Below are 24861 nucleotides of genomic sequence, written 5' to 3' on the forward strand. Positions count from 1 at the left end.
GGAGTTCCTGGATCCGCGCGACGGCAACCAGGTGTTCCTCGACGCGATGACTTTGGGCGATCACGCCGGGGTCGACATTGGCTACCGCCGCGGGCTCGGGCGGCACATGAGCCTCGGCGCGCAGCTCGAGTACGCGTACCCCAACCCTGGCTACGGGCACCTCGTCGGGTTTGGCCACACGCTCGAGGTGGTGGGCTGGATCAAGCGGCCCTGGACGGGTGTGTACTTTGCCGCGACGTTCACGGTTGGCCATCAGTTCGCGGTCTCGCTGCCGATGCTGAGCACGGTCGCGCTGGGAGGCGGCGCGTCGATGGGCTGGTCGTGGGATCTGACGCGGCACGTGAACGTCGCGTTCTCCGGCGGGCTGCGGCGGATGGGCGTGGTCAAGCACGCCACGCAGATCTGCACGGTCCCGGGTCAATGCATCTTCGCGGCCGACGGCTTCAGGCCGCGTTTCACGCTGACCTTCGCCTATCGATTCTGAGCGTTCGATGAGCCGGCCCACCCAGGTGAGGCTACGCCGAACACTCCCGGCTCTTACAACCAGATATTGGTGCGGTCAGTATTACTGAACGCATTTCACATGTGTGGGCAGCAGACCGCAAACCTGTTGAGAATTGGCTTGAGTGCAGTGCATCACACCCGTAGCATCCTTTACATGCGCATGAAAAAGCTCCCGTTACTTGGATTACTGGCTCCCCTCGTGTTGGTGGGTTGTGGGGACGACCCGGGAGAGGTCACCTCGCTCACCAGCGGGGCAAACACCGAGGACACGGGCGACGGGGACCCCGGCGACGGGGATGGCGATCCCGGCGATGGCGATGGCGATCCAGATCCGGGCAACCCGCTGCCGCCGGCCCCCGTGGGCGATTGGCACTACCTCGAGATCGACGGGATGTTCTGCCGGGATGGCTCGCCCGCCGGGCTCGCGGTTCGCTACTCCGACAACGACTCCCTGCTCGCGATCTACATGGAGGGCGGCGGCGCGTGCTTCAACCAATTCAGCTGCCTCGCCAACCCGGCGAGCGTCGCCCCGGGGAAGTTCAGTCCCGGCCCCTACGGCGGCCTGTTCGACAACGAGAACCCCGACAACCCGCTGATGGACTACAACTTCGTGTACATGCCCTACTGCACGGGGGACGTGTTCTTTGGCAGCCAGCCCGACGGCAACGTGCCCGGCGGCCCCCAAAACCAGATGTTCGTGGGCCACGACAACATGTTGATCGCGCTCGAGCGGATCGCCGACACCTTCCCCAACGCCGCGGACGTGGTTGCGACCGGGGAGAGCGGCGGTGGGTTTGGGGCGGCCGCCAACTACGCCACGATCGCCGACGCGTTCCCGAACAACGACGTGGTGCTGATCGACGACTCGGGTCCGATCTTTCGCGACGAGTACCTCGCGCCGTGCTTGCAACAGCAGTTCCGTGACGTGTGGAACGTCGACCCCTCGCTGCCGCAGGACTGCGCCGAGTGCTTTGGGGCCGACGGTGGCGGGCTCTACAACTACTTGACCTACGTCCAGGAGAACTACCCCAACGCGCCCAAGGGGCTGATCTCGTCGCACGACGACAGCACGATCTCGAGCTTCTTCGGGTTTGGGGCCAACGAGTGCACGGCCATCCTACCCAGCTTCAACAACTTCCAAGAGGCGCTCTACGACCTGCGGGACAACGTCCTGATCGGCCCGGAGTTCGCGACCTACTTCAAGACCGGGAGCAGCCACACCTACCTGAGCAAGTCGGACTACTACACGCTCTCGGTCAACGGGGTGCTGCTGGTCGACTGGGTCGCGGACGTGATAGCGGGCGACACCGCCCACGTTGCGCCATGAACCGGTGACCACCCCAGCGCTGCGGCGCTGCCAACGCGGGTGATCGAACCCGGTGGTTCGTGCAACGATGTGAACTCGGGGAACTAGAACGACCATGCGACGACTCGCAATTTCACCAGCACATCGGCGACTCGCGCTGCAGCTTGGGCTGCTCGGCGGCATCGGGCTGGCCTTCATGACGTCGCAGGATCCGGTCGCCGTGGCGGGTGGCGGTAACGACTGCTTCGAGGAGAACGACTGCACGTTCAAGAAGCCCAACTTCATGATCGTGCTCGACTACTCGTCGTCGATGAGCGAGCCGTTCGGGATGGGCCAGACCCGCTGGCAAGTGGCCGTCGACGCGATCTCGGCGTTGATGACCACCAACCAGGGCTACTTCCAGGAGAACATGCACGTGGCGCTGATGCGCTACGGGCACGATCCCGACCCCGGCGCGATGGGGACGGGGATCCCGGGCGACATGTCGGGGATCGTCGACGGCCAGAGCCTGGACGTGGGCTGGTACGACCCCGAGGCGCCCGACAAGGCGTACTTCGAGTGCAACGGGCAGGACATCATCGACTCGCTGGCCGCCACGCCGCCGCCGCTGTGCCCCAACGGGCCCGGCAACTGCTCGGGGATCGGGACCTGGACCAAGGGCGCGCTCGACCACGCCAAGGTCGTGATCGGTGCGTCGAAGGTCCACCACCCCGAGGACGTGATCCCGGGCCAAGATCGGTTCTACGGGCTGATGGTCGTGACCGACGGGGCCTGGACGGCGCAGACTGGGTTCCCGCAGCTGTCGCCGCCGCAGGACAACCCCGCGATCACGGCCGCCGAGCTGTTCGACATGCAGGAGATCCCGACCTACGTGATCGCGGTCGCCGACGCGGGCGACCTGCCGTTCGCCAACGAGCTCGCGGCGGCCGGCGGCACGACCGAGTCGATCGCGGCCGACAACCCGCCGGAGCTGTTCCAGGCGATCGGGCAGGTCGTGCAGGACATCGCCGATCAGGTGATCGTGCCCGAGTGCACGGCTGGGCTGCCGCGTGTCATGGTGCTGCTCGACGCCTCGTCGTCGATGCTCAACGTCGGCATGGCGCCTGGCGATCCCGGTGAGACCGGCTGGGACCGCGCGCGCTCGGCCCTGGCCTCGGGCAACAACTCGCTGTTCGACGTCGAGGTCGAGGGGATCGGGCGCCCGGTCGAGGATCTGATCCACCTCGGGCTCACCGTGTTCGGCGGTGACGCCCCGGCCGAAGAGAAGGTCCTGGTCCAGTACGGCCCCTGCATGCAGGACAATTTTGGGTGGGCGCTGGATCCCACGACCTCGTGTGACCAGCCCGGCTGCGACGATCCGTGGGGCGGCCCCAGCATCACGTGGACCTTCAAGGACGGCAGCGCGGTCCCGCCTTTCTTCGATCAGCAGACGCTCAGCCACATGCCCGCGTGTCTGCCGAGCGGCTCGGGGATCTGTCAGGGATCGGGCACCTACACGCACCGCGGGTTCGAGCTGGTGTTCGACAATTTGCTGGCTTACCAGGCCAACCCGCCGGATCTGTACCCGACCGACGACACCACCCAGTACATGAACGTGCTGATCACCGACGGCCAGTACAACGGGTACTCGACCGACGCGCAGGTTCAAGGCGCGATGCAGGTGATGTTCGAGGCCGGGGTCAAGACCTACGTGATCGGGTTTGGCGACGGGCTCGCCACGCCCGAGGCCCAGGCCCAGCTGGCCAGCATGGCGAGCTGGGGCTCGGGCGGGCAAGAGCCGTTCTTCGACGCCGACAACCAGATGGAGCTCGAGGCCGCGCTCGCGGCGATCATCTCCGACATCTCCTTTGATCCGTGCTGCGCGTTCAATGACTGCTCGGAGAACCCCGAGCCGACCACCAACGAGCCCGATCCCGGCATGAGCACGTTCACCAGCTCGAGCTCGAGCTCCGGTGACGGCGACGGCGACGGCGACACGGGCTGGGACACCGACGGCGACGGCACCTCGGACAGCTGGGGCACCGCCGACGACGGCTCGACCACCTGGGACACCGACGGCGACGGCACCTCGGACAGCGGCTGGGACACCGACGGCGACGGCACCTCGGACGGCTGGGACTCCGCGGACCAGGGCGACGGCTGGGACAGCGCCGACGACGGCTGGGACGACGGCGGGCCAGACGGCGGGCCAGACGGGGGGACCGCAGAGGACGAGTCCGGTACCGCCGGGTTCGGATTCGGCAACGACGCCGGCCTGCTCGGGCGCGGCTGCAACTGTGCGGTCAGCAGCGATGGCAGCCCGAACGGTGGCCCATGGGCACCGCTCGCGCTGCTGGGTCTGGGCTTGCTGGGCCTGTCGTCGACCCTGCGCCGCCGCGAGTAGTCGCCCGAGCTACCGCTTGCTGCCCCAGAGCTGGCCGCTGAACACGAACGCGATCACGATCGTGGGGAACGCGGTGCTCACGTCGCGGCCGGTCCGCCAGCGATGCTTGAGGTTCCACTGCGGCATCATGAGCAGGGTCGGCTTGTTGAAGCGGCGCTCGGGCCGATCGTAAAATACGTAGCCCAGCGCCGGCCCCAGCTTGAACTGTGGACCGTTGGGGTTCTCGATGACGTCGCCCTCTTCGTAGACTTCGTCTTTGTAGAAGGGCATCACCGTGGACGCGCGGGCGCCGAACATCGCGGTGGCGTGGCGCGGGCCCTTGATGTCTTGCAGCCACAGCAGATCGGTGTCGTTGGTGAGGAGCCAGCCCTGGGCGGGCGCCAGGATGTCGTAGCGGACCGCGTAGAACAGATCGTCGTCGCCGCGCAGGTTGCTGTAGTGGTTGTAGATCCCAAACGTGCCGCTGCGGAACACCAGGCCCTTGTAGCGAGCCTGGACCAGGGCCTCGAGCTCGACCTGGTGGCCGCCCGTCACGTAGTTCTCACCGGCGTCGGCCTGCGCGTCGAGCCGGGTCTCGGAGTAGTCGTCGTGCGGCGACTTGTAGGTCTGCATGAACTGGAAGGTGCCAAACCACTGCACGTAGCTGTACGTGGCGCGCAGCCGCAAGACCGCGGCGGGCTGGACCTGCACCGTGGCGCCGATCAGCGTGATCGCTGGGTTGACGATCGGGCGGAAGTAGATGGCGAGGTTGCTGCCGTTGAGGATCGTCTTGTCTTTGTCGTAGAGCCGGTACTCGTAGCCGATCCACAGGCGCTCCTCGAGGCCCAGTGGGTTGATACGAGGGGCCAACAAGCTGGTGTAGGTGATGCTGTGCTTGCTGCCGATGTTGCTGGGCGGCGCGGCCGGTGGCTCGGGGTCCGGCGCGGCGGCCCCCTCGTTGGGCGCCGGGTCGACGGGCGTCTTGATCTCGTTGTTGGTGTCGGTCTCGTCAATCGGGTCAGGCTCGGGCTCGGGCTCGGGCTCGGGCGCAAGATCGGGCTCGGGCGCAAGCTCGGACTCGACCGCTTCAGGCTCGGGGGCGTCGGCGCCGGGCGGCTCGTCGGCAGGCGGAGCCGCGTGGGCGAGCGAAGATGACAGCGACAGCAGGGCCGTCAGCCCGAGCGAAACGGCGGAGATCGATAGGCGGCAGGTTGGAGTCGTCATGGCCAGCAACGCGCGAACAACGAGGGATGCACCCAAATTTCACCGGGTGCGGGTGCACAAGCATCCGGGTCCGGGTGCCCGGTTGTCAATGCTGAGTTGGCGATTGAACGACCGACAAAAACCAAGAAGGGTCGCTCATCGCTCGAGTTTTCGGCATACTCGCGGGCGGTGTCGTCAATCGGATTTGCTTCGTCCACCAAGACTCTGCTCAAGGGCGCAAAGACCATCGCGGTGATCGGCGCGGCGTCGGTCTTCAACAAGCGTCGGTTCCCCAAGCTGCTGGGCAAGAAGCTCGACGGCCTGGCGGTCGAGCTGGCCCAGACGATCGACGCGGGGGATCTGGGGGCCTCGGCCACGACCTTGACCGGCGCCGATCCGGCGCAATTGGGCGTTGGTGTGCTGCCAGACACGGTCTCGCGCTACAACGCCGCGAGCCGGGCCGTGAGCGTCCATCGCGTGGTCGGCGGGCTCAAGGCCGGAAAGGGCAAGCTGGCGATCATCTTGGTCGTCGACGATCCAGCCCACATCCTCCCGCAGGCGATCGCGGTGGCTCGCTGCTTCCCGCAGTTCAGCGGTAAGAGCAGCGGCAAGCAGCGACGTGTGCAGCTGTTTGCCGTGGATCGCAAGGGCGAGATGATCAAGCCTGACGCGGGGGTCGTCGGCACGATCGCCGCCGTGCGAGACAGCGCGGAGCTCGTCGACACGCCGCCCAGCGAGCTGGACCCCGAGACCTTCTCCGCCCGGGCGCGGGCGCAGCTCGACGGCCTCGATGTCGAGATCGAAGAGATCATCGGCGACGACCTGGTCGAGCGCGGGCTCGGGGGCATTCATGCGGTCGGTCGCGCGGCGCTCTCGGCTCCTCGCTTGATCATCGCCAGCTATACGCCGGATGAGTTCGAGGGCCAGCGCCACGTCGCGCTGGTCGGCAAGGGCGTGACCTACGACACCGGCGGTCTGCACCTCAAGCCGCGCGGCGGCATGGAGGGCATGAAGTGCGACATGGGCGGGGCCGCGGCCGTGCTCGGGGCGTTTCGGGTGCTCGTGCAGGGGCGCTGCCGCCACCGGGTCTCGCTGCTGTTGTGCGTGGCCGAGAACGCGATCGGCCCCACGTCCTACAAGCCCGACGACATCCTGACCATGCACTCGGGCAAGACGGTGGAGATCAACAACACCGACGCCGAGGGCCGGCTGTTGCTCGCAGACGGCGTGAGCTGGGCGGCCCGCGAGCTCCAGGCTGACACCGTGATCAACGCTGCGACCCTCACGGGCGCCCAGCTGATCTCGACCGGGGTCGTGCACGCCGGGATCGTCAGCAACGACGCCGAGCTCGAGCAGGCCATGGTCGCCGCCGGTCAGCTCAGCGGCGACGTCGTGCACCCGATGCTGTTCGCGCCGGAGCTGTTCAAGCAAGAGTTCTCCAGTCAGGTCGCGGATATGTGCAATTCCGTGCGAAACCGGGCGAACGCGCAGTCCGCCTGCGCCGCGCAGTTTGTCTACAACCATCTCGACGGCGTCGAGCTGCGCTGGGGTCACGTGGATCTGGCGGGGCCGGCGTTCCGCAAAGATCGAGGCACCGGGTACGGCGTGGCGCTGCTGGCCGCGTTGGTTGCGAGCTTGTGAGCTTGTGAGCTTGTGAGCATGGCTCACGCAATTCGTCGATCACGGCCCGGCCGCTTGCGGTAGGCTCAGTCAAGCCCCCGTGACCGCTGCTGACGATTCGACCCATCGCTTTGCCTGCTGTGCACACCATCGTCGGGCAGCCGTGTTCACGCTGCCAGGCGCCCAAGCTCACTATCCGCCCGACCTCGAGATCGAGCCCGTTCACCTCGACGTCGATCTGCACGTCGACATCGACGACCGCAGCGCCGCCGGGGTCGTCACCCACACGCTGATCTGGCGCCGCGCGGGGGCGACCCAGCTGGTCCTGCATGCGCTCGACTTCGAGGCGCTCGCGCTCGAAGATCTGGGCGGTAACGAGATCAACTGGCGCTACGACGGCCAGCGGATCCGGGTGAGCTGGAACGCCGGAGCCAAGCGCGGCGAGACCCGCAAGCTGGCGATCCGCTACCGGGTCCAGGATCCGGTCTCGGGCCTGTTCTTCTCGGCCCCAAGCGCCGCGGCTCCGAGCGCGGCTCGGTTCGCGGCGACCGATCACGAGACCGAGCGCGCGCGCCACTGGCTCCCCACGATCGACCTCCCCAGCGTGCGGCCAAGCCTGACCTTCCATCTGCGCGCCGCCGAAGATCTCACGATCCTCGCCAACGGCGTGCTGCACTCGGAGCAGCGCCACGACGACGGGACCAAGACCGCGCACTGGGGCCTCGACCAGCCGTGCCCGAGCTACCTGACCTGCTTTGCGATCGGCGACTTCACCAAGTGTGACGACGGCGATCACCTCGGTGACGGCGAGGGGGTGGCCCTGGCCTACTTCGCCAGCAAGCAGCACGACATCAACCACCTCAGCCGCAGCTTTGGTGGCACCGCCGCGATCATGGAGTGGATGACGGCCAAGCTGGGCATGCCGTTCCCGTTTCCAAAGTACTACCAGTTCGCGCTGCCCCACTTTGGCGGCGCAATGGAGAACATCTCGCTGGTCAGCTGGGATGATCAGTTCTTGCTCGACGAGACCCTGGCGGGCGAGTGGGGCCGGCTCGTCGATCAGATCAACGTGCACGAGATGGCCCACAGCTGGTTCGGCGATCTGGTGGTCTGCCGCGACTACGCCCACGCGTGGCTCAAAGAGAGCTGGGCCACGTACATGGAGGTGTGCTGGTTCGAGGACGCGCACGGGCGCGACGAGCAGCTCTACGAGCTGTGGCTCAACGCCCGGGCCTACTTTCGCGAGGCCGACAGTCGCTACTGCCGGCCGATCGTCACCCGCGAATTCCACAACTCGTTCGAGATGTACGACATGCACCTGTACCCGGGCGGCGCGGCCCGGCTGCACACGCTGCGCTGCGCCCTGGGTGACGAGCTGTTCTGGGAGGGCGCCCGCACCTACCTGCGCGAGTACGCGGGGCAGGTGGTCGAGACCGACGACTTTCGCCGGATCATGGAGCGGGTCAGCGGACGCTCGCTCGGCAAGTTCTTCGACCAGTGGTTCCACCGCGGCGGCTACCCGGTGATCGAGGCCGAGTTCGAGTGGGACGACGCCAGCGGGCGCGGCACCTTCACGATCAAGCAGACCCAGGTCGAGGCCAAGGGCGCGGGTCCAGGCGCGGGGCAGGGGTCTGGCGCGAGCCCGGGCGGCTGGCTGTTCTCGTTCCCGCTCACGCTGGCGTGGACGACCGACGGCGAGACCCAGCGTCGCCAGGTCCAGATCGAGCGCGAGCGTCACAGCTTCGCGTTCGAGCTCGACGCCGAGCCAGACATGGTCCGCGTCGACCCGGACTTCGAGGTGCTGCTCAAGCTCGAGTTCGATCCCGGCTCCGAGAAGCTCGAGACCCAGCTGGTCGAGGCGCCCGACGTGCTCGGGCGGATCCTCGCCGGGCGCGAGCTGATCAAGGCCGGCAAGCGCAAGACGCTGAGCAAGGTCAGCGAGCGGTGGGCCGACGAACCATTTTGGGGCGTGCGCCTCGAGTGGGCCAAGTCGCTGGGTGAGGCCGGATCCGTGCACGCGATCGAGGCCCTGACCGAGGCGATCGGCGTCGAGCGGGATCATCGGGTGCTCGAGGGGTTGCTGCGCGCGTGCATGGACGTGCGCGACCCCAGCCTCGCGGCCGCGGTGCTCGAGCGGCTGGGCAGCGGGTTGCCGCATCGCGCCGCCATGGTCGCGTGGGAGCTGCTCGGGGCCCAGCGCGAGGACGCGCCGTTCGAGCAGATCGCCGCGGCGGCGCAGCGCGACAGCTACAACGGGTTCGAGCAGTCGGGCGCGCTGCGGGGCCTGGCCGGGACCCGCGACCCGCGGGCGCTCGAGCTGCTGTTGACCCGCTGCGAGGCCGGACAGACCAGCGATCGCGCCCGGCCGGCTGCCGCCCACGCGCTCGGGCAGCTCGCGCGACGGCTCGACAAACGCCCCCGCGAGCGGGCGATCGAGCGGCTCGTGGATCTGCTGCGAGATCGAGTGGGGCGGGTCCAGCTGGCCGCCGCGCACGGGCTCGAGCTCGCCCACGCGAGCTCGGCGATCCCGGAGCTCGAGGCGTTTCGCGCGACCCAGACCCAGCAAGAGCAGGTCCGGATCGACCACATCCTTGCGAACCTGCGCAAGTCCGAGGATCCGCGGCTCAACGCGGCCGAGAAGGACCTCGAGGAGCTGCGCGAGAAGCTGCGCAAGCTCGAGGGCCGGTTCGAGCGGCTGTATGCGCGAGTACACGTCGATGAGTGAGCAGGCGCTCGCGGGGCTGCGCGTGCTCGAGCTCGGCCAGCTGATCGCCGGGCCGTTCGCCGGGGCGATGCTCGCGGGGTTTGGCGCCCAGGTGATCAAGGTCGAGCCGCCGGGCCTGGGCGATCCGCTGCGACGCTGGCGGCGGATGCATGACGGGACCTCGCTGTGGTGGCGGACGATGGCCCGCAACAAGCAGTCGGTGGCGATCGATCTGCGGACCGAGCAGGGCCGCTGGCTGATCCGCAATTTGGTCGCAACCGGCCAGATCGACGTGCTGATCGAGAATTTTCGCCCTGGCCGAATGGAGGCGTGGGGGCTGGGCTGGGACGAGCTGCACGCGCTCGATCGCCGGCTGATCATGGTTCGGATCTCGGGCTACGGCCAGACCGGTCCGCGCGCGCAGCAGCCAGGGTTCGCCAACATCGCGGAGGCGGTCGGCGGGCTGCGGTACCTCAGCGGCGAGCCCGGGCGCGCGCCCGTGCGCTCGGGGGTCAGCCTCGGCGACACGATCTCGGGCCTGCACGCGGCCTTTGGCGCGCTGACGGCCGTCCGCGCCCGCGACGGTGGGCCGAGTCAGCGGGGCACCGGGGTCGGCCAGCTGGTCGACGTGGCGCTGAGCGAGAGCGTGTTCAACATGCTCGAGTCGCTGCTGCCGGAGTTCTCCATGTTTGGTCACGTGCGCCAGCGATCGGGCAGCAAGCTCGAGGGGATCGTGCCGACGGGGACCTACCCGTGTCAGGTCGGGCCCAGCGGCGAGGACCGCTGGGTAGCGATCGGGGCCAACTCGGACTCGATGTTTCAGCGGCTGATGCGTGCGATCGGTCGCGCGGACCTGGCCGACGATCCCGCCCTGCGCCACAACGATGGTCGCGTCGCTCGCGAGGCGTCGCTCGACGAGGCGATCGCCGCGTGGACCAGCGAGCGCTCGCCCGAGCAAGCGTTGTGCGAGCTCGAGGCGGCCGAGGTCGCGGCCGGGCCGATCCAGAGCATCGCGGAGATCGCCGCGGATCCGCAGTTCTTGGCCCGCCAGATGTTCGACGCGGTGACCCTGCCGGACGGAGCCAAGCTCGATATCCCGGCGGTCGTGCCCAAGCTGTCGGACACCCCCGGCGGGACCGCGTGGATCGGCCCCGAGATCGGCGCGCACACCCACGCCGTGCTGCGCGAGCTGCTTGGGTTCGCCGACGACGATCTCTACGATCTGGCCGAGGCCGGGGTCGTGCAGGGGCCTGTGCGTCCGATCATCGACGACACGGACCGCGGGTGAGCGCCGCGCGAGGCGTGATAGCTTCGCGCCGTGACTGACGAATCTCGACTGAGCTTGGTGGCTGTGATCGGCGCGTGCCTGGTGCTTGGACCGGTCGCCTGCAGCGGCGAGTCGCCCGCTGATGGTGACGGGACCGGGGAGACGGGCGACGGCGACGGGGATCCTGGAGATGGCGACGGCGACCCTGGCGATGGTGACGGTGACGGTGACCCCGGCGATGGTGACGGCGACCCCGGTGACGGCGACGGCGACCCGGGTGACGGTGACGGCGACAGCGACTGCGGACCGATCGGGGAGCCACCGCCGCTGGGCCCGATCGTCATGGTCGCGCCCGCCGACGCCGCGATGCTGCCCCAGCTGGTGCTCGACGCCGAGCCGAACACCACGTTCATGTTCGCCGATGGGACCTACGACCTCTCGGGCGGAAACTTGCTGCACGTGACCACGCCGGGGCTGCGCTTCGTCGGCGCGAGCCATGATCGGGACGCGGTGGTCCTCGACGCCGACTACGGGATCGGCGAGATCTTCCTGGTCGCGGCGTCCAACACCACGATCGCGCACATGACCGTGCAGCGGGCCTATTGGCACCCAATTCACGTGACCGGGGGCGCCGCCGCGAACACCGAAAACACGCTGATCTACGACGTCGCGGTGATCGATCCGGGCCAGCAGGCGATCAAGATCAACGCGTCGGGTCAGGGCTTTTACTCGGACAACGGCACCGTGGCGTGCTCGAGCGTGACCATGACCGACGCCGGGCGCTCGCAGGTGGAGAATTGCTATACCGGGGGGATCGACGCCCACTCGGCCTGGGGCTGGGAGGTGCGCGACAACTACTTCGAGGGGTTTTGGTGTGGCGCGGGGCTGTCCGAGCACGCCGTGCACTTTTGGGTGACCGGGCGCGACACCGTGGTCGAGCGCAACACGATCGTCGACTGTGCGCGGGGGATCGGGTTTGGGCTGGGCCAGAACGGCAACGGCAAGCAGCGGGTCTACGACGACGATCCATGCCCGGGCGCCGACTACCTCGGCCACGTCGACGGGATCATTCGTAACAACATGATCTTCGCCGGGCGCGAGCAGCTGTTCGCCTCGCAGTCTGGGTTTGACGCCGGGGTCTCGCTCGAGCAGGCCTGCGGGGCCGTGGTCGCCCACAACAGCGTCGTGTCGCTGCAGCCGCCGTTCGTGTCGATGGAGTATCGGTTTGCGAACACGTCGGCGACGATCGTGAACAACCTGACCACCCACGCGATCGTCATGCGCGACGGCGGGCAGGCCAGCTTGGCCGGGAACCTCGTCGATCAGGGGCTCGATCAGCTCGTCGACGGGCCCGGTGGGGACCTGCATCTGAGCGAGGGCGCGACGGCGATCGACGCCGGGGATCCGAGCGGGCTCGACTGGGCGGCCACGGACTTCGACAACCAGGCCCGCGATGCGGCGCCCGACGTCGGGGCCGACGAGCGCCGTTGATCCGCCGGCTACTCGGCGTCGCCGGGCCCGGGCCCGGCCAGTACCTCGGCGAGCAGCTCGAGCAGCGCCGCCGCGACGATCGGCTTGGGCAGAAAGTGCACGCCGGGATCCAGGACGCCCCGGGTCGCAATGATCTCCTCGGAGTGGCCCGACATGTAGATCACGCGGACCGTTGGATCGGCCGCGACGACCTGCTCGGCCAGCTGCTTGCCGCTCATGTCCGGCATGATCACGTCCGTCAACAGCAGATCGAACACGCCCGGCTGCTCACGCACGAGCGCGAGCGCCTCGACGGGACCGGTCGCCGCGTCGACGCGATAGCCGGCCCGGCGCAGCAGCTCGACGACCACGCGCTGGACCCGTGGCTCATCCTCGACCACGAGGACTCGGTGGTCCTTGGCGTCGATCGTGGGCGCGGTCGCGGGGGCCTCGGGGCCAGACTCCGCCTCGTCGCTCGCGGGCAGATAGATCGTGAACGTGGTCCCGACGTCGGGCTCGCTCTGCACCCAAATTGTGCCGCCGCTCTGATTGACGATGCCGAACACGGTGGCGAGCCCGAGACCGGTGCCGTGGCCGGGACCCTTGGTCGTATAGAAGGGCTCGAAGATCCGGGCCACGGTCTCGGGCTCCATGCCGATCCCGGAGTCCGTGATCGCAACTTTGACGTAGTCCCCGGGCTTGACGCCGACGTGGGTGCGGGCGAAGGCCTCGTCGAGCGCGAGCGGCTCGACCTCGAGCCGCAGCTGACCGCCGTTGGGCATGGCGTCGCGGGCGTTGACGACCAGGTTGAGCACGACCTGCTCGAGCTGGGCTGGGTCGGCGCGCAGGCGGGCGGGGTCGCCGGGCAGCGCCAGGATCAGCTCGATGTCTTCCGTCAGCAGCCGCCGAAGCATCGAGCGCATGTTCTCGAGCACCTCGCCCGCGTCGATGATCCTGGGCCGAAGCACGGTCTTGCGGCCGAACGCGAGCAGCTGACGGGTCAGGTCCGCGGCCCGCTCGGCCGCCCAGATCACGTCGTCGAGCTCGGACCGGATCGGGTGGTCCTCGGCGAGGCCGAGGGTCGCGAGCTCAGTCGCGTTGAGCACCACCGAGAGCAGGTTGTTGAAGTCGTGGGCGATCCCGCCAGCGAGCCGGCCGATCGCGTCGAGCTTCTGGGCCTGGCGCAGCTGATCCTCGAGCTGACGGCGCACGGTGACGTCACGCATGGCGACGACCCGGACCGCGCCGCCGTCGAGCTCGACGGGGATCGTTCGGGACTGGACCTCCACGGGGTAGGTCGTCCCATCGCTCCGCAGCGCGAACGCGTCGTAGGGCTGATCGTCGCCGGCGGCGACCTTGGCCAGGGCCATGTCCTTGGACTGCGGCGCGATGAAGTCGGCGAGCTGCCTGCCGACCAGCTGCCCCGGCGGCACCGCCGAGTAGACCTCGGCCGCGCGGTTGGCCATGTGGATGACCCCGTCACGATGCATGATGACGGCCTCGAACGCGGCGTCCGACAGCGCGCGCAGCAGTTGGTTGGACTCGCGCAGATCCTTGTCGGCCTGGTCGGCGCGGGTTCGATCCGACAGGTCACGGACGACGACCCAGACCTGGGGCGCGCCGTCGGTCGAGCGACCGACCACGCTGGCGACCTCGCCGTTGAACTCGCTGCCGCTCTTTTGGCGCAGCCGCAGCGGCGTACGCACGGTGCCGACCCGATCGCGGCGCTCGACGGCCTGGGCCAGGCGGGCGTCCGTGCGCGCGACCAGATCGCTGCGGTGCATCCCCAGCAGCTCGTCGCGCGTGTAGCCAAACAGGCCCAGCGTGGCCTGGTTGCAGTCGAGGATCAGCCCCTCGGGCGTGGTCACCAGCATCGCGTCGCTGCTCACGTCGAGCAGGGCGCGTACACGGTCATCGAATGCGGGCAGTGAGGTGGACAATGGCAGTACCCCCAATCCCAGGGGTCGTAGCGATTGTCCCATGTTTGCGTGGCCGCACCTGATGCCAGTTGTCTGCAGCCCAGGGTTTGCGATCGCGGCCAGACCCCGCTGGCGCGCATCGGGCGGGGCCCGAACGAGTCGTGATCGCGGCAGGTGCGGGTGGGTGGTCGCTATCGAGCTTCGAGCGGCAAGCGCTCGAGACCACGCACCGTCAGGTTGTCGAGCCACGTGGGCGTGAAGCCCTCCGGAGCGCGAAGCGTGGGGAAGCGCGCGAACAGCTTGCCCAGCGCCAGCTGGGCTTCGAGTCGGCCCAACGCCGCGCCCAAGCAAAAATGGCGGCCATGGCCGAAGGTCAGGTGTCGGTTGTCGGCGCGGCTCAGATCCAGGCGGTCGGGATCGGGAAACGCCTGCGGGTCGCGGTTGGCTGCGGCGAGGATCATGTAGACCCGGTCCCCGGCCGCGATTGTTGCGTCGCGCAGCTCGATCGGCGCGCGAGCGACTCGCCCCATCCGCATGATCGGCGACTCGAAGCGCAGCAGCTCCTCGACCGCGGCGACGATCCGGCCGTCGAGATCGTCGCGGAGCCAGGCCAGCTGCTCGGGGTGCCCGAGCAGGACCTCGACGCCGTTGCCGATCAAGTTGGTCGTGGTCTCGTGACCGCCGAACAGCACCATCGTGCAGGTTGCGAGCAGCTCTTGTTCGTCGAGGCGATCGTCTTGCTCGTGGGCGGCGAGCAGCGAGCTCAGCAGGTCGTCACCGGGCGCGCGGCGGCGCTGCTCGATCTGCTCGCGGAAGTAGCTCTCGAGCTCGACGACGGCCTTCAGGGCCGCGCCCACGATCTCGGGCGTCATGCTGGCGGCGCCCAGGAACCCGGTGAGCGCCGCCGACCAGTCCTTGAGCTTGGACGCGTGCTCGGCCGGGAGCCCGAGCATGTCACCGATCACCAGCACCGGGATCGTCAGGGCGTAGCTGGCGATCAGATCAAAGCCGCCGTGCTCGTCGCGCTGGCGCTCGAGCTCGGTGAGCTCGCGCTCGCAGATCAGGTCCACGGCTGGACGCAGCGCCGCGATCAGCTTGGGCGTGAACGCCTTGCTGACCAGGCCGCGCAGCCGGGTGTGATCGGGTGGGTCCTTCATGAGCGCCCAGCGGCCGAGGTTGCCGATCAGCGGGGCGAGCTTGGCTTGCAGCGGCGGCGGCAGCTTGGCGGCGTAGCTGCTGGCGCGATCGGCCGAGAGCCGGTCGTCGCGGAAGCAGGCGGTCACGTCGTCGTGGCGGGTGATCACCCAGCAGCCCCACACCTCGCTGTAGTGGACGGGCGCCTCGCTGCGCAGCCGCGCGAACGCGGGGTAGGGGTCCGCTCGAAAGCCTGGGTCGAGCAGGCCGAAGGGATCGCTCGCGGCGTCGGTCATGGGTGCCAGGGTAGCGCGGTTGCGGGGCCGGGGGGCTGGCCGATCCAGGCCAGTGCCGGCCTGGTGGGCTTGGGTGTACTGTGAAGGGATGAACCTGAAGCTCGAGGCGCTCATGGGGTTTGGTCTCGGCATGTTGCTTGGCTGTGGCGTGCCAGCGGCGTCGGACGACGGCGACTCGTGCCCGATCGGCAAGCACATGTGCGAGTGCCTGAGTGATGGCTCGTGCGACGTCAACCTGCAGTGTGTCGACGGGACCTGCGTGTTTCCGGGCGGGGCCGAGACGGGGACCACCGAGGACACGGAGACGGGCGCTGACACGGGGACCGAGGCCGAGACCGAGACCGGCGATGGCGATGGCGATGGCGATGGCGATGGCGATCCGTGCCCGGCGGGGATGCTCGGGTGTGCGTGCTACGGCAACGACACCTGCGACGACGGCCTGATGTGCGAGGCGGGCTCCTGCGTCGAGATCGTGTGCGCCGAGGGAACCCTTGGCTGCCCCTGCTACGGCAACATGACCTGCGAGGGCAGCCTGGTGTGCGAGGCGGACACCTGCGTGGACCCTGCGTGCCCCGACGGGCAGGAGGGCTGCCCCTGCTACGGCAACGACACCTGTGACGACGTGCTCGTGTGCGAGGCCGACGTGTGCGTGATGAACTGTCCCGAGGGGGAGGAGGGCTGCGCGTGCTACCCCAACATGACCTGCAACGTTGGGCTGCTGTGCGAGATGGGCACCTGCGAGGCGCCCGTGTGTCCGCTCGGTGACGATGGCTGCGAGTGCTATCCGAACATGACCTGCAACATGGGGCTGGCCTGCATGATGGGGTCTTGCTGTGTGGAGGGGGAGCTCGGCTGCGCGTGTGATCCGGACATGCAGTGCAGCGACCCGCTCGTGTGCAACATGGGGGTCTGCGAGGAGCCCGAGCCGTGACCGGCTCGTGACGGCTCGCAGCCCGCCGACCTAGCGCTAGACCGTAATCCCCGCGAGCGGCCCGTTGCCGTCATCCCCAAAGCTGCCGATGTCGGCCCCCAGCAGCTGCAGCATGGACACGAACAGCTCCGACACCTTGCCGTCGTCCATGTTCATGTGCTGCCCGTTGATCATATGCCCACCCGCGCTCCCGCCCAAGATCACGGGCATGTTGTAGTGCGAGTGGCTGTTGCCGTCCTCGATCTCACTCGAGAAGAACACCAACGAGTTCTCCAGCATGTTGGAGTCGCCCTCGGTCACCGCGCGCAGACGATCCAGCAGGTAAGCCAGCTGCGCGACCTCCCAGGTGTCGATCGTGCGCAGCTGGTCCAGCTTGACCGGATCCGACCCGTGGTGGCTGATGTCATGGTGCGCGCCCGGGACCCCCAGAAAGTCGTAGGTCCGCCCGCTGCCGCCGTTGCCGAGCATGAAGCTGACGACCCGGGTGGTGTCGCAGCTGAGCGCGAGCACGATCAGATCGAGCATGACCCGCACGTGGCTGGGGAAGTCAGCGAACGTATAAGAGTAGCTGCCCGTGTCGCACACGGGACCGTCGCCCTCGCTAGCGATCCGCAGCTCGAGATCGCGGACGCCGTCGAGGTACTGCTCGAGCTTGACGCGATCGCTCATGCCCAGCTTGCTCTGCAGCGCGGTCGCGTCTTCTTCGACGTAGTCGAGGATGCTCAGCCGATACGCGCGGCGCCGGGCGATCTCCTCGGCGGTCGCGGCTGGATCATAGCCGCCAAACATCAGGTCGAAGGCGACCTGCGGCGAGGTCAGCTTGGGCAGCGGGGTCGACTCGTTGGCCCACGAGATGTTGCGCGAGTAGGCGCACGAGTACCCGCTGTCGCAGTTGCCGACGCTGGCGCCACCCTCGATCCCCAGCTGCAAGCTGGCGATCGAGGTGGTGTCGCCGAGGTGCTGGGCAAACACCTGGTCCATCGAGATGCCATTGACGATGTCGACCTCGGACTTGTTGACGTGGCGACAGGTCATGAACCCGCCCGTGCCTGCGGCGTGATCACCCGCGCCGTCGGGCTTGGCCGGGGCGTTGTCGAGGCCGCTCAAGATCAGCACGTTCTGCTCGAGCATCATGTCGAACAGCGGCTGCAAGATCGGCGTGGGCGCGTAGTCGGGCCCGGTCGTGATCGGGGTGAACCCGGCCATGTCGATGCCGTTGGGCACGTAGAAGCTGACGAGCCGCAGCGGGCCGTCGTGGGCGGCCTGAGCGACCCGGATGCTGCGGGGCGCGAGCGACTCGAGCATCGGCAGGCCCAGAGCTACGCCCGCGCCGCCCAGGAACGCGCGCCGCGTGAACCCGCGCGGCTGCCGGGCCTGGGCGTGGCGGTCGGCGACGAGAGAGAAGTGGGCTCCGGGATGTCGTTTGCGCAGGCGCATGTCAGTTGTCCTCCGGCTCGCCGCGGCGGGCGGTGAAGGGTTCGCTGGTGACGATCAGCTTGACCAGATCGGGGAACCGCATGTTGGCGAGCACGAAGTCGGCCTCGATCGCCTCGAGGTAGTCGACGTCGTCGAGCGTGAGCGCGCGGCCCAGCGCGTAGATGAAGGTCTTGCGGACCGTGCAGTGGGGGAATTCCTCGTCGGCAGCGAGCAGGTCGGCCATCTCGACGGCGTCGGCGAACGCCTCGCCGTCGGTCGGGAGCTCGCCGCTGGCGTCGATCGGGTAGCCCTTGTCGATGGTCCGCCAGCCCCCGATCGCGTCGTAGTTCTCGAACGCGAGGCCGATCGGGTCGATCATGTCGTGGCACGAGGCGCACACCGGATCTTCGCGGTGCTTGGCCAGCTGCTCGCGCATGGTCGTGGTCGCGCTGGGATCTGGCGGCGGGATGTCGACCTCGGGCGGCGGCGGTGGCGGGGGGATGCACAGCAGCTGATCCAGCACCCACTTGCCGCGCTTGACCGGCGACGTGGTGATCGGGTGACCCAGCACGCTCATCAGGCCCGGCGAGGTCAGCAGCCCGCGGCGCGGGAGCCCGGCGAGATCGACCTCGACCCAGCCCGGACCGACCGGCTCGACCCCGTAGACCGCCGCGAGCTGGTCGTTCATCAGCGTGGTCGTGCCGTTGAGCAGGTCGCTCATGGGCCGGGCCTCGGTGATGAACGAGCGGAAGAATTCCTGCATCTCGACCCGCATCGAGGCGCGCAGCTCGTCGTTGAATTGCGGGAAGGTCTGGGTGTCCTTGAACACGTCATCGAGGGCCCGGATGTACAGCCACTGCCCGGCGAAGTTGTCGACCAGCGCCACGGAGCGGGGATCCGCGAGCATGCGATCGACCTGCTGCTCGAGCACGGCCGGCTCGGCCAGGGTCCCGTCGGCGGCCCGGGCGAACAGCTCGGCGTCGGGCATCGAGCTCCACAAGAAGTAGCTCAAGCGCGAGGCCAGCTCGTAGTCGCTCACCGGGTGGGGATCGAGGCTGGTGGGATCGGGGTCGACCTCGACGCGAAACAGGAAGTGCGGCGAGGTCAGGGCCGCCTCCAGGATCACGTGGACCGCGTCCTCGAAGTCGCCGCCCTGATCCTGCACGACCGCGTACAGGCCCATCAGCGCCTCGACCTCGGACGGGGTCAGCGGGCGTCGCCAGGCCCGGGTCACGAACTCATCGATGATCTGGCGCAGGCAGGTGTCCTCGCCGTCGGCGATCGGATCGCAGGTGACGATCATGTCGCGCAGCGGGTTGGGGATCGGATCCGTGGGCCCCTCGATCTGCAGGTAGTCGACCAGCAGGTTGCGATCTTCCATGAGATCCGCGTCGTAGTAGTCGTTGGTGAAGCCGACCGAGACCTTGTGGATGCCCGCGTCGAGCTGCAGCTCGACCTCGTGCGGCTCGGCGAGGTCGGACACGGTCGCGGCGATGTCGGTCTCGTAGACCACCACGTTGTCGATCGTCATGACCAGGTGCGCGAGATCGGGGCCAGCCTGCTGCGCGTAGGCCCGGGTCGCAAACACGTAGGTCCCGTCGCCGCCGGCCTCGAAGGTCGCGTAGACCTCACCGTTGGAGTACAGGTTCCAAAACCCTCCGCTGGCGCCGCCGGCCGTGGCGCTGACCTCCATCCCCTCGGCCTCCCAGTAGTTCAGCTCGGGGTTGGCGGCCACCCGCAGCGCGTCGGCGACCATGGTCTCGGCCGTGCGCGAGTACAGCTCGAAGTGCAGGGGCGAGAGGTTCTGAACGGCCGAGATGTTGTCGAACCCGAAGCTGTGATCGTCCGAGGGGAACTCGAGCGCGGGCGCCCAGTCGACCATCGAGAAGAACAGGTCTTGGACGGTGTTGTTGTACTCGGCGTTGTTGAGCCGGTGCACGGTCACGCGCCCAGGATCGGGGAGCTGCTCGCCGTCGCCGTCGCCGTCGCCTGGGCCCGCGTCGCCGTCGCCCGTGTCGCTGTCGGTCCCATCATCGCCGTCGTCGGCCTGGACGTCGTCGCCCTTGCAGCCGCCAAGGCTCAGGCTTACGCCAAGACCGAGGCTGAGCCCGATCAGCGAGAGCGCCGGCCAGTTCATTGCGCGTCGTACGGGTCGCATCGACGCAATTGTGCCGGCCTTGGTCCCAGGTTCCAATGGGCGGCTTACTGGCGGTATTCGGTGTCAGGGTGATGACTCGATCGACGGCAGTTCGGGAGCGGGTCCAAATACAGCCATTCGCGAGATTCGCTCGATGAAGGCTGTGCGCTCGGTACCGCGCCCGAGCTCGAGCGTGGTCACGGCGACTCGATCGAGGCGGTGCACGGTGTCGGGACCGCCGGGGCAGGGGACCAGGTACTCGCTCAGCGCCGAGATGCCGTAGTCGAGCCCACCATCTTCGCCGAGGTACAGCATGATGTGCCCAGGCATGTAGAGCAGCACGACTCCCTCGCGCGCGGCCGCACGGACCTGCGCGCGCTTGCTGGCCTCGTCGAGCTGCGAGAGATCGACGCTGCGGGTGCCGAGCTGCGCTTGCACGCCCGAGTTGCGGGCCAGGCGAAGGTCGAACTGCGCGAACAGATCAAACAGATAGCGCGAGCAGTCGCGCTGACCCTCGCGCCCGCCCCAACCGTAGGGCTGGTCGAGCAGCGCGAACGCCTGCTCGAACACCGCGCGCTGGCTGAAGCGCAGCGCCGTCGTGCTCAGCGGCGCGTCGATCGGGAGCTCGCGCTCGATCGGTCCGGTGGGGCCTGGGACCAACAAGGTCGAGCGAGCCTCGTCCTGCGAGAGCAACACGAAGCTCGAGCCCGCGCGCAGGTGCTCGAAGTCGTTGGTGACCCACGCGCGCGGGGCCGCTGGCTCGACGCCCAGCTGCGCGCGCGCGGTGGCGGGATCGATCGCGGGTCCCAGCGCGGCGGCGGGGTGCTCGACCCAGCCGACCGAGTGCCCGGCGTCGACGTAGATCCAGGCCTGATCGGGTGTGGCTCGCAGGCCCCGAACCAGCTCGCCAGGGTGCAGCGAGGCGCAGCGGTTGCGATCGAAGTCGAGATCGATCGGGTCGGTGTACAGCCCCTCGGTCGAGGGCACGCACCACAGCTGGGTCTCCTCGACGACGAAGCGCAGCTGGGGGCCCTCGATCAATTCGGCAGCCTGAATCTGGGCCGCGGCCTGCTCGAGCGCGCCCGCGCTGGTCTCCACATAGGCGCCCGCGCTCACCCGCCCGCGCAGCCACTCGAGCCGCTCACTCAGCTCGCGCTCGACCAGCTGCGGATCCGCGCCCGCTCGACCCAGCGGGTCTCGCCAGCCGCCGGGCAGCTCGGCCACGCGCGCGGCCAGGTACTCGCGCTCGGCTGGGTCGAGCAGCTCGGCGTCGACGGTCGCGGCGGGGAGCTTGGCGAGCCAGTACTCGGCCCGCTCGAGCTCGGGCGCAACGTTTGGCGCCTTGTCCTCGCGCAGCTGCCCGGTCGGGCACTCGCTCGGCGCGGGTGTGGGCAGGGTCGGATCGGCGCCCGCGTGGGCGTCTGGCTTGCCCCCGCCCGTGTTGCAGGCCGCAACCGATAGCGAGATCGAGATCAGCGAAGCACGGAACCACACGGCGCTCCTACACGTGGCAACCCTGGGCATGATTCCTACGGCCGCGGCGCGACGCCAACCGGCAGCTCGCCAGCGACCCAGCGCAGGTGGATGTGATCAGCGTGGGCGGGCCAAAACCCGCGATTGTCAGCGTGCAGGAACCGGCGACCGGGGCGTCGTAGGCCCGCCTGGTCGTCGAACGGGTCGAGCACCACTGGATCGTTGTGGACAAAGTAGGCGATGTCGTCGACGAGCAGCACGATCTCGGCGAGCACCTCCAACCGCGCGCTGGACCGGGTCCCCGACAGCTCGTCCGCCGGGTCCACCAGCGGCTCGCGGGCGCCCTTGCCCTTGGGCTCGGCCGTCCACAGCGAGGCCCCGCGCTTGATGTGGTTCCACCAGACCTGCGGGCGCCCGGCCTTGTCTGGGTGATCGTGATCGAGCAGGTAGAGATCGACGTCGACGCCCTTTTGGTGGGTCCAGTGATCCTCGATCTTGCCGCCGGTCACGTGGCTCAGGTCGCCGATCCCCAGCACGGTGCCCGTGCGCTGGTGATACTCGCCCGCGATGTCCACGATCGCGTGCACGACATCGGCCTGGGCCCACTGGCGGGCCAGCGACTCGTTGCCGTTGGTCTTGAACGGCAGGTAGTCGGCGGTGGGGTCGAGGCTGTCGGCCAGGTTGATCCAGCGCGCGTCGCCGATCCACGCCTCATGAGTGCCGCGCTCGCCGGGCTTGGGCAGGCCGCGCGCGGGTACGACCACGTGCAAGTACGCGAGCTCCTTGGCGCCCTTCTTGGCCGGCTTGGCGGGGCGCGTCACCACCAGGTCGTAGCGCGACAGCGGCGAGTACCCGCAGTGGGGACCGGGCTCGCGGCTGCCAAATTGCGCGAGCGCCATCCACTGGCGGATCTGCTCGAAGCGACCCTCGAGCACCAGCGCGCGGCCGTGGTCGTAGGCTTGCTGCAAGCCCGAGGCGGCGGGCAGCGGACCCCGCGGGCCGCGGCGCGGATCGATCTTGATCTCCAGGTCGACGAGCGTGGTCGCGGCGTCGTCGAGCAGGGCCGCGAGCTCCTCGGGCGTGGGTGGTGGCGGTGGCGGTGGCGGGGCGACCGGCTCGGCCTCGACCGGGCGAGCCGCGTGCGCGACCACGGCCTGCATGGGCACGAACGCAGCCGCGAGCTCGAGGGTCGCCTCGCTCAGGTGCGACAGCTCGCCGTCGCGGGTGGCGTGCTCGAGCTGCTCGCCCTGCTCGCTGGTGTCGTCGAAAGACGGGTCGAGCAGCGGATAGGCGCAGGCGAGCGGGACCAGCACCGCAGCCGCCAGCGCCGACCGCCTGGGTCGCCGTCCCTCGCGGCTGACCGGGCGCGGCTGTGGCTGGGGACGGGCACGCACCGGGCTACTCGGTCTTGGGTTCCGCTTGGGTTGGCTCGGCGTCGGTGGCAGGCGCGGGGGTAGTCGGCGAGTGGTTGATCCCAAAGTAGGCAGCGGTCGCGGCCAGCAGCGGCACCGCGAACCACACCAGCTTGCCCGCGCTCGGCTTGCGAATCAGGACCACAGGCGCCGCGCCGAGCAGCACCCAGATCAACAGCTTCGGGTGCAGCCAGCCGGGCAGGCCGTTGGCCATCGCCCCGGTCTTGGCCAGCATCCCAAACCCGGCGACGAGGATCAGCAACAGCCCCAGGCCGTGGGTGCCCATGACCATGCCGCGGACCTTGTTGCTGGCTTTGTCGCCACCGTTGGCGCCATGGAACGCGAGCGCGCCGAGGCCCATGAACACCAGCACGATGCCGAGGATGTGGAGGAGGTTGTAGACCTGGTAGGACATGGACGCGCTCAGACTAACAGGGTGCGGGCCGGGCGAAACAGCATCAGCGCGCTGGTGTAGCCGTGCAGGAAGGTGCGGGCCTGCGCCGAGCCCACCGGGCCGATCTCGCCGTTGCAGAAGAACCCGGCGAGCGGGAGCTCGGGGCCCAGCAGCTCGCGGGTCAGCGCGCTGTCGTGATCGGGCTGGCCGTACAGGCCCGTTCCGCGACCCACGCAGGGAAACAACAGCGCGCCCACGCTGGGGTCGCCGGCGCGCAGCCTGGCGTGCTCGGCCAGCAGCGCGCGGAGCTCGGCCGCCGAGGTCTCGGCGTCGCGCAGGTGGAACTGGACCACGGCGTTCTCGTGCAGCTGCGCCGCGGTGCCGATCGCCCCGCTGTGGGGATCGACGCCGACCAGGTTGCGAACCAGGAAGTCGCCCTGGTCGTAGACCTCGCGCTGCGGATCCATGACGACCCCGAGGAACAGGCTGTTGCGCGCCTTGGCCCGCTCGGCCTGGGTCAGGGTGTCGAACAGGCGCTGCAGGACCTGCACCGCGGGGCGACCGTCGAGCTCGAAGATCACTTGCCCCTGGTGGCGGGTCACGAACATCGGCACCCCGATCGGCCGGCAGCCCTGCGCGACCACGGCGTCGATCTCGAGGTTGCCACGCATCGCCACGCCGACCATGCCGCGGTGGTGGGTGGTGTGATCGCAAAACAGGCGGTGCTCGCCAGGACGCCCGCCACCCGAGCACAGACCGCCGATCTTGACGCCCGCTGGGTACGCCCGATCGAGGCCGTCGAGCAGCTCGGGCCCGGACCACGTGAACGGATCAGCGAACAGCAGCAGGTGTGGATCGGGACCGTCGGCCAGCCCCAGCGCGTGGTTCCAGCGCGCCCGCTCGTCGGCGGGGTCATCGCCGGGCTCGGCCGGATCGGGGGTCCGCTCGGTCGGCACGTGAAACCCGGTCAGCTCGACGCCCGGCAGCTGCGCCGCCGCGATCGCCAGGCCCGGGCTGCCCTCGAGCTCGGTGCCGTTGGCGAGCACACCGCTGCCCGAGCAGCCGATCACCAGCGCGCCCTCGAACAGACCGGCCAGCGCGGTCGGCAGCTCGTGACAGCGGTGCTGGTGCTCGCGCGACGCAAACACCAGCACCAGATCGGCCGAGTCCCCGTCGAGTTGCTCGCGCAGCTCGCCGCTCGCTCGACTGAGGGCCGTCGCGAAGTCGGCCGCGTCACTGATGCTGGAGGACCAGCGCATCGCGCGAGGGTATCAGGACTGTCGAGCTTCGGCGTCGCTGCTGATCTCGGGGCG

General features: G+C 68.8%; 17 protein-coding genes. 8 read left to right on the top strand and 9 right to left on the bottom strand.

Annotation, left to right across the window (positions count from 1 at the left end; genetic code table 11):
• Nucleotides 1-46 precede the first annotated feature (46 nt).
• From ENSA7_RS33565 to ENSA7_RS33580, 3 genes are all read left to right on the top strand, one after another.
• Nucleotides 47-484, top strand: a complete 438-nt coding sequence (locus tag ENSA7_RS33565; RefSeq protein WP_146158441.1) for a hypothetical protein — start codon at nt 47-49, stop codon at nt 482-484.
• Between the two features lie 174 nt (nt 485-658).
• Nucleotides 659-1831 (top strand): pectin acetylesterase-family hydrolase, encoded by a 1173-nt coding sequence (locus tag ENSA7_RS33575; protein ID WP_146158442.1) that lies wholly within the window; start codon nt 659-661, stop codon nt 1829-1831.
• Nucleotides 1832-1925: 94 nt separating this feature from the next.
• Entirely contained in the window at nt 1926-4193 is a 2268-nt protein-coding gene (locus ENSA7_RS33580) for a vWA domain-containing protein (protein WP_244924001.1), read from the top strand.
• A 9-nt stretch (nt 4194-4202) separates the two neighbouring features.
• On the opposite strand, the gene ENSA7_RS42750 is transcribed toward ENSA7_RS33580, so the two are convergent.
• Nucleotides 4203-5396: a hypothetical protein gene (locus tag ENSA7_RS42750; RefSeq protein ID WP_146158443.1), complete on the bottom strand. Its 1194-nt coding sequence runs from the start codon at nt 5394-5396 to the stop codon at nt 4203-4205.
• A gap of 168 nt (nt 5397-5564) precedes the next feature.
• Between ENSA7_RS42750 and ENSA7_RS33590 the strand changes: the two genes are divergently transcribed.
• The 4 genes from ENSA7_RS33590 to ENSA7_RS33610 all read left to right on the top strand — a co-directional run bounded on the left by ENSA7_RS33590 (nt 5565) and on the right by ENSA7_RS33610 (nt 12457).
• Nucleotides 5565-7016: a M17 family metallopeptidase gene (locus ENSA7_RS33590; RefSeq protein WP_244924002.1), complete on the top strand. Its 1452-nt coding sequence runs from the start codon at nt 5565-5567 to the stop codon at nt 7014-7016.
• 142 nt (nt 7017-7158) lie between these two features.
• Nucleotides 7159-9720 (top strand): M1 family aminopeptidase, encoded by a 2562-nt coding sequence (locus ENSA7_RS33595; protein ID WP_181234360.1) that lies wholly within the window; start codon nt 7159-7161, stop codon nt 9718-9720.
• Nucleotides 9713-10987 carry a CaiB/BaiF CoA transferase family protein gene (locus tag ENSA7_RS33600; protein WP_106093502.1) on the top strand — a complete coding sequence of 425 codons (1275 nt, stop codon included), beginning with the start codon at nt 9713-9715 and terminating at the stop codon, nt 10985-10987. Before ENSA7_RS33595 ends, ENSA7_RS33600 begins: the two co-directional genes overlap by 8 nt.
• A 30-nt stretch (nt 10988-11017) precedes the next feature.
• Nucleotides 11018-12457 (top strand): right-handed parallel beta-helix repeat-containing protein, encoded by a 1440-nt coding sequence (locus ENSA7_RS33610; RefSeq protein ID WP_181234361.1) that lies wholly within the window; start codon nt 11018-11020, stop codon nt 12455-12457.
• Between the two features lie 8 nt (nt 12458-12465).
• Here ENSA7_RS33610 and ENSA7_RS33615 read toward each other — a convergent pair whose 3' ends face one another.
• A complete protein-coding gene (locus tag ENSA7_RS33615) occupies nt 12466-14418 on the bottom strand; it encodes a hybrid sensor histidine kinase/response regulator (protein WP_106093504.1) in 1953 nt (650 codons plus the stop codon).
• Nucleotides 14419-14546: 128 nt separating this feature from the next.
• Complete coding sequence (locus ENSA7_RS33620) at nt 14547-15785, bottom strand: cytochrome P450 (protein WP_181234363.1); 1239 nt, start codon at nt 15783-15785, stop codon at nt 14547-14549.
• 88 nt (nt 15786-15873) lie between these two features.
• On the opposite strand from ENSA7_RS33620, the gene ENSA7_RS33625 reads away from it, so the two are divergent.
• Nucleotides 15874-16716, top strand: coding sequence for a hypothetical protein (locus tag ENSA7_RS33625; RefSeq protein WP_181234364.1), 843 nt, complete (start codon nt 15874-15876; stop codon nt 16714-16716).
• 36 nt (nt 16717-16752) lie between these two features.
• On the opposite strand, the gene ENSA7_RS33630 is transcribed toward ENSA7_RS33625, so the two are convergent.
• The 6 genes from ENSA7_RS33630 to ENSA7_RS33655 form a co-directional block, all read right to left on the bottom strand.
• Nucleotides 16753-18153, bottom strand: a complete 1401-nt coding sequence (locus ENSA7_RS33630) for a DUF1552 domain-containing protein (RefSeq protein WP_106093507.1) — start codon at nt 18151-18153, stop codon at nt 16753-16755.
• Between the two features lies 1 nt (nt 18154).
• Entirely contained in the window at nt 18155-20269 is a 2115-nt protein-coding gene (locus tag ENSA7_RS33635) for a DUF1592 domain-containing protein (protein ID WP_106093508.1), read from the bottom strand.
• A gap of 84 nt (nt 20270-20353) precedes the next feature.
• Nucleotides 20354-21763 carry an NlpC/P60 family protein gene (locus ENSA7_RS33640; protein WP_106093509.1) on the bottom strand — a complete coding sequence of 470 codons (1410 nt, stop codon included), beginning with the start codon at nt 21761-21763 and terminating at the stop codon, nt 20354-20356.
• A gap of 35 nt (nt 21764-21798) precedes the next feature.
• Complete coding sequence (locus ENSA7_RS33645) at nt 21799-23136, bottom strand: penicillin-insensitive murein endopeptidase (protein ID WP_146158445.1); 1338 nt, start codon at nt 23134-23136, stop codon at nt 21799-21801.
• Between the two features lie 4 nt (nt 23137-23140).
• On the bottom strand, nt 23141-23569 hold the full coding sequence (locus ENSA7_RS33650) for a hypothetical protein (protein WP_106093511.1): 429 nt from the start codon (nt 23567-23569) through the stop codon (nt 23141-23143).
• An 8-nt stretch (nt 23570-23577) separates the two neighbouring features.
• Nucleotides 23578-24807: an FIST signal transduction protein gene (locus tag ENSA7_RS33655; RefSeq protein ID WP_106093512.1), complete on the bottom strand. Its 1230-nt coding sequence runs from the start codon at nt 24805-24807 to the stop codon at nt 23578-23580.
• Between the last annotated feature and the right edge of the window lie 54 nt (nt 24808-24861).

The organism is Enhygromyxa salina (assembly GCF_002994635.1).
Lineage (GTDB): Bacteria > Myxococcota_A > Polyangia > Nannocystales > Nannocystaceae > Plesiocystis > Plesiocystis salina_B.